The 4,779-nt window shown below is 67.2% G+C and carries 5 protein-coding genes; 3 read left to right on the forward strand and 2 right to left on the reverse strand.

The window, feature by feature from the left end:
* Positions 1–50 precede the first annotated feature (50 nt).
* Positions 51–1,481, forward strand: a complete 1,431-nt coding sequence (gene cysS, locus BGN95_RS26355; RefSeq protein WP_286774538.1) for a cysteine--tRNA ligase — start codon at positions 51–53, stop codon at positions 1,479–1,481.
* Positions 1,482–1,552: 71 nt separating this feature from the next.
* Positions 1,553–2,611, forward strand: a complete 1,059-nt coding sequence (locus BGN95_RS26360) for a potassium channel family protein (protein ID WP_286774539.1) — start codon at positions 1,553–1,555, stop codon at positions 2,609–2,611.
* A 148-nt stretch (positions 2,612–2,759) separates the two neighbouring features.
* Here the strand turns inward: BGN95_RS26360 and BGN95_RS26365 are convergent, their stop codons facing one another.
* On the reverse strand, positions 2,760–3,161 hold the full coding sequence (locus BGN95_RS26365) for a GFA family protein (RefSeq protein ID WP_286774540.1): 402 nt from the start codon (positions 3,159–3,161) through the stop codon (positions 2,760–2,762).
* A gap of 10 nt (positions 3,162–3,171) precedes the next feature.
* On the reverse strand, positions 3,172–4,158 hold the full coding sequence (locus tag BGN95_RS26370; RefSeq protein ID WP_286774541.1) for a M48 family metallopeptidase: 987 nt from the start codon (positions 4,156–4,158) through the stop codon (positions 3,172–3,174).
* Positions 4,159–4,205: 47 nt separating this feature from the next.
* Here BGN95_RS26370 and BGN95_RS26375 point away from each other — a divergent pair.
* Positions 4,206–4,779 (forward strand): NAD(P)-dependent oxidoreductase (locus BGN95_RS26375; RefSeq protein ID WP_353744752.1); only part of this gene is annotated, 574 nt, incomplete at its 3' end.

Below are 4,779 nucleotides of genomic sequence, written 5' to 3' on the forward strand. Positions count from 1 at the left end.
GGGTGATCCCGGCGTTGCCCCGGCCCGGTTTGACCCGTAGGAGCGCAGATATGCACGGCGCCCCTCTCGTCCTTTACAACAGCCTCACCCGCGAGCTGGAAACCTTCGCGCCGCTCGCGGCCCCCAAGGTCGGCGTCTATTCGTGCGGGCCGACGGTCTATAATTACGCCCATGTCGGCAATCTGCGCGCTTATGTGTTCACCGACACGCTGGCACGCGCCTTGCGGTGGAAGGGCTATGACCTCACCCATATCATCAACATCACCGATGTCGGCCATCTGACCTCGGACGCCGACGCCGGCGACGACAAGATGGAAGCGGCGGCGAAGAAATCGGGCCAGGATATCTGGGCGATCGCCGCGCATTATACGCAGGCGTTCAAGCAGAACCTCAAAGACCTCAACATCGGCGATCCCAGCCGCTTCCCGCTCGCCACCGATCATATCGCCGAGATGATCGATTTCGCGCGGTCGATCGAGGCCAAGCATTGCTATCAGCTCGACAGCGGGCTCTATTTCGACGTCTCGACCGTCCCCGATTACGGCCGGCTCGCCCGCGCGCGCGACGATGAGGGCGAAAGCCGGATCGACCCCGTCGCCGGTAAGCGCCACGCGCAGGACTTCGCGATCTGGCGCACCTCCCCGCCGGGCGAGAACCGCCAGATGGAATGGGATTCGCCCTGGGGCCGCGGCGCGCCGGGCTGGCATCTCGAATGCTCGGTGATGAGCAAGAAATATCTCGGCGAGAAATTCGACATCCACACCGGCGGGATCGACCACCGCGAGATCCACCACCCCAACGAGATCGCGCAGAACCAGGCGCATTGCGGCTGCGCCGATACCGGCGCGACTTTGTGGATGCACAATAACTTCCTCGTCGAACGCGCGGGGAAGATGAGCAAATCCTCGGGCGAGTTCCTCACGCTGGCGGCGCTGGTCGATCGCGGCTTCCACCCGCTCGCCTATCGGATGCTGTGCCTGCAGGCGCATTATCGCAGCGAGCTCGAATTCTCGTGGGAGAATCTCGCCGCGGCGCAGGTGCGGTTGAAGCGGCTGGTCCAGGCGGTCGAGGGGCTGCGCGCGCGCCCGCCCGCCCCGTCGGCGCAATCGGCGGCGATGTATCGCGAACAGCTCGACGCCGCGCTGTCGGACGATCTCAACACCCCGAAGGCGCTGCCGGTGCTCGATGCGATGCTCGCCGAGCGCAAGATCGCGCCGCAGGAGCGGCTGCTCGCGCTGGCCGATTTCGACGCCCTGCTCGGGCTCGATCTGTCGCGCCTCCGCCGCGAGGATTTGCGCGTGCGACCGGCCAGCGCGACGATCGACGAGGCCGGCATCGCGGCGCGCCTCGCCGAACGCCGCGAGGCGCGCGCGGCGAAGGACTTCGCCCGTTCCGACGCGATCCGCGACGAGCTGATCGCCGCCGGGGTCGAGGTGATGGACGGCGATGCGCTGGCATGGGACTGGCGGGTGACGGTTTAAAGCACGGTCATCCCGTCAAAATCTGTCACGTCGCATTTTCGGCGGGGTGAAGATCGGATAGCGACGTCGCGATGAGCAGTCGCCAGACCTCAAGGCACCAGCGCCTCCGCCGCGGCGCGCCGTTGCGCCGGGCCAACCGATGGCCGATCTGGCTCGATGTCCTCCTGCGGCTCGGCGTGGCGTTCCTGCTGGTCGGGATCGTCGTGCTCGTCCATTGGTCCGACCGGGCCGGGCTGCATGACAGCCACGACGGCCAGATCAGCTTCCTCGATGTCGTCTATTTTACGATGATTTCGGTGACGACGACGGGCTTCGGCGACATCACGCCGGTGTCCGATCGTGCGCGCCTGATCGAGGCGGTGATCGTGACCCCGATCCGCATCGCGGTCCTCTTCATCTTCATCGGCACCGCCTATCGCTTCGTGCTCAAGCAGACATGGGAAAAATGGCGCATGGCCCGCATTCAGGCAAAGCTTACCGACCATATCGTCGTCCTGGGCTTCGGCGTCAGCGGCAGCGAAGCAGTGCGCGAGCTGATCGCGCGCGGCAGCGATCCGGCGCAGATCGTCGTCGTCGACGGCGCGCGCCACCGCGTCGACGCCGCCGAACAGATGGGCTGTAACGTGCTGGAGGGCGATGCGTCGAACGACGACACGTTGCTCGACATCCGCGTGGAACGGGCACGGTCGGTGCTGGTATCGGCGGGGCGCGACGACACGACGATCCTGATCGTGCTGACGGTGCGCCATCTGGCGCCGCAGGTCCCGATCAGCGTGGTCATCCGCTCGCAGGACAATGAGCTGCTCGCGCGGCAGGCCGGTGCGACCAATGTCATCAATCCGGTCAGCTTCACCGGCCTGCTGCTCGCCGGATCGGCGCAGGGCGAGCATGTCGCCGATTATATCGCCGATCTCGCCGGGATCGACGGGCGCGTCCAGCTTCGCGAGCGGGCGATCGTCGACGATGAAATCGGTCGCAGCATCGACGAACTCGCGACCAGCGGACGCGGACTGAGCCTGTATCGCCAGGGCAAGGCCTATGGTTTCTGGGAAAAAGAGGCCAGGCTCCTGCAGCGCGACGATATCATCGTCGAGGTCGTCGTTCGCGATCCGCGGGGCGCGAAATCGTAATCGGGCGGCAAATGCCTCGCTTCCCTTGAGCGTCAGGATCGCCTCTCCCCGTTCGCCCTGAGCTTGTCGAAGGGCGTCGTGTCGCCCGATAGGTTGGACGCCCTTCGACAGGCTCCGGGCGAACGGATCATATTTTGCGCTCGATGCTCTAGAAATGACGCTCCAGCGGCAGCTCGCCCAGTGCAAGCGCCCAAGGGTGGACCCGTTCCTCATAGACCGAGACATAGGGCGGCGGAAAAGCGGGGTCGGCGAACGCGCCCACCGCAACCGAGACGAACCCCGGCATGGCGTTGGGCTCCCAATAGACCGTCGCGCCGCAGGTCGGGCAGAAATGAAACGTCGCCGATTCGCCGCTATCGCCACGCCGCGTCCATTGCGACGAATCTCCCTCGATCGTCACCTGTTCGCGCGGATAGCGCGCCTGCGCGCCGAAGATGCTGCCGGTCCGCTTCTGGCATTCGAGGCAATGGCAGATCGAGATGCGCACCGGCTCCCCGTTGCACGCCAGATGGAGCTGTCCGCAACTGCACGCCGCTGTTCGTTTCGTCATGAGCTCTCCCCTATTTCATCGGCTGATCGCGCTGGGCGACGAGCGCCGGGATCGACGGGCGCGGCGGCGCGGCAGCCAGAGTCGCCGCCTCCGCCTCGATCGCCGCGACGCGCAACTTTGTCGCCGGATGGGTACGGCTGCGGAAAAAGCCGCCGTCGATCTCCCCGCCGTGCGCCCGCCAGAAACGCGCCGCCACCGCCGGATCATAACCCGCATTGTAGAGCAGATGAACGCCCAGCCGGTCCGCTTCCTCCTCCGCACGCTGTGAAAGGCGCGCATTGCGGCCAAGCTCGCCGAACAGCCCCCCCTTCACCCCCGCCGCCTCGAGCCGCGCGCGATGCCTGAGCACGATATGCGCCAGCTCGTGCGCCGCGACCACCGCCACCTCCTCGTCGCGGTAGCGCTCGAGGAAGCGGACCCCGATCTGCACCACGCGGCCGTTCGATTGCGCGGTCATCTCCGGGCCGAGCACCACCTCGAAGGTCGCGGCGCAGCCCGGCGTCGCCGCGACCGACACGTCGCGCCGCTCGCGGTCGCGGACGATCGTGAAGCGCACCGTCTCCCCGCCGCGCGCGATCGCCGCCAGCGCGGCATCGCGATCGACCACCGACGGCGGCTTGGCGGTCGCTGTGAGCGGGTGGCCATCGATCGCCGCCACCGCGTCATTGGCGCGGAGCCCCGCGCGCGCGGCGGGCGATTCGGCGACCACCGCCTCGATCGCTACCGGTGTCGCGAAGTCGAAGGCGCGCCGAGCCGCGGCCTCGGTCACCACCTCATATTGCGTGATCGCGTGGAGCACCGCCCCGGTCGCCGGCGCGCGCGCGTCGCATAACGCGGCATTGGCGGTCGCCAGCCGCCAGCCGATCGTTGCCAGGCGCTGATCGTAACTGCGCAGAACCTCAAGACTTTCGACCGATAGCCCGGTGGGAGCCGCGGCGATCGCGGGGGTGATTGGGGCGAGCAGCAGCGTCGCTGCGACGATATGAACTTTCCTCACGATCGTAACGATAGGCGCGGCACGATCGCGACGCTATCGTCGTGGCGATGAAAGCCGTTCTGCCAGCGCTCGCCCGTCCGCTCGTCGAGCCCCACCTCCCCGCCGGCCTCTCCGTCGACTGGTGGCAACACGCGCAAGAGGCGAAGGAGATGATCGCCGAGGCCGACATCGCGTGGGTTGATATGGAGAACAGCGCCAAGGTCGCCGAAACGATTCGCGCCGCCGGGCCGCAGCTCAAATGGGTCTCGACGATCTACGCCGGGCTCGATGCCTTTCCGCTGGATTTCCTGCGCGCGCAGCAGGTTACGGTGACGAACGGTGCCGGCATCAACGCGATCCCGGTCGCCGAATATGCGGTGATGGGGGTGCTGACCGCCGCCAAGCGCTTCGACAATATCGTCCGCGCCGCCGATCGCCACGAATGGCTGCTCGAAGCGCCGGGGATGATCGAGGTCACCGGGTCGCGTGCGCTGGTGATCGGGATGGGCGCGATCGGCCGCGTGATCGGCGAGCGGCTCAGCGGGCTCGGCGTCGAGGTCACCGGGGTGACCCGATCGGGGCGCGGCGGCACGCTGACGCCCGATCAATGGCGCGCGCGGCTGGGCGATTTCGACTGGGTGG

The organism is Sphingomonas sp. 66-10 (assembly GCF_001897045.1).
In the GTDB taxonomy this organism is placed as follows: Bacteria; Pseudomonadota; Alphaproteobacteria; order Sphingomonadales; family Sphingomonadaceae; genus Sphingomonas; species Sphingomonas lycopersici.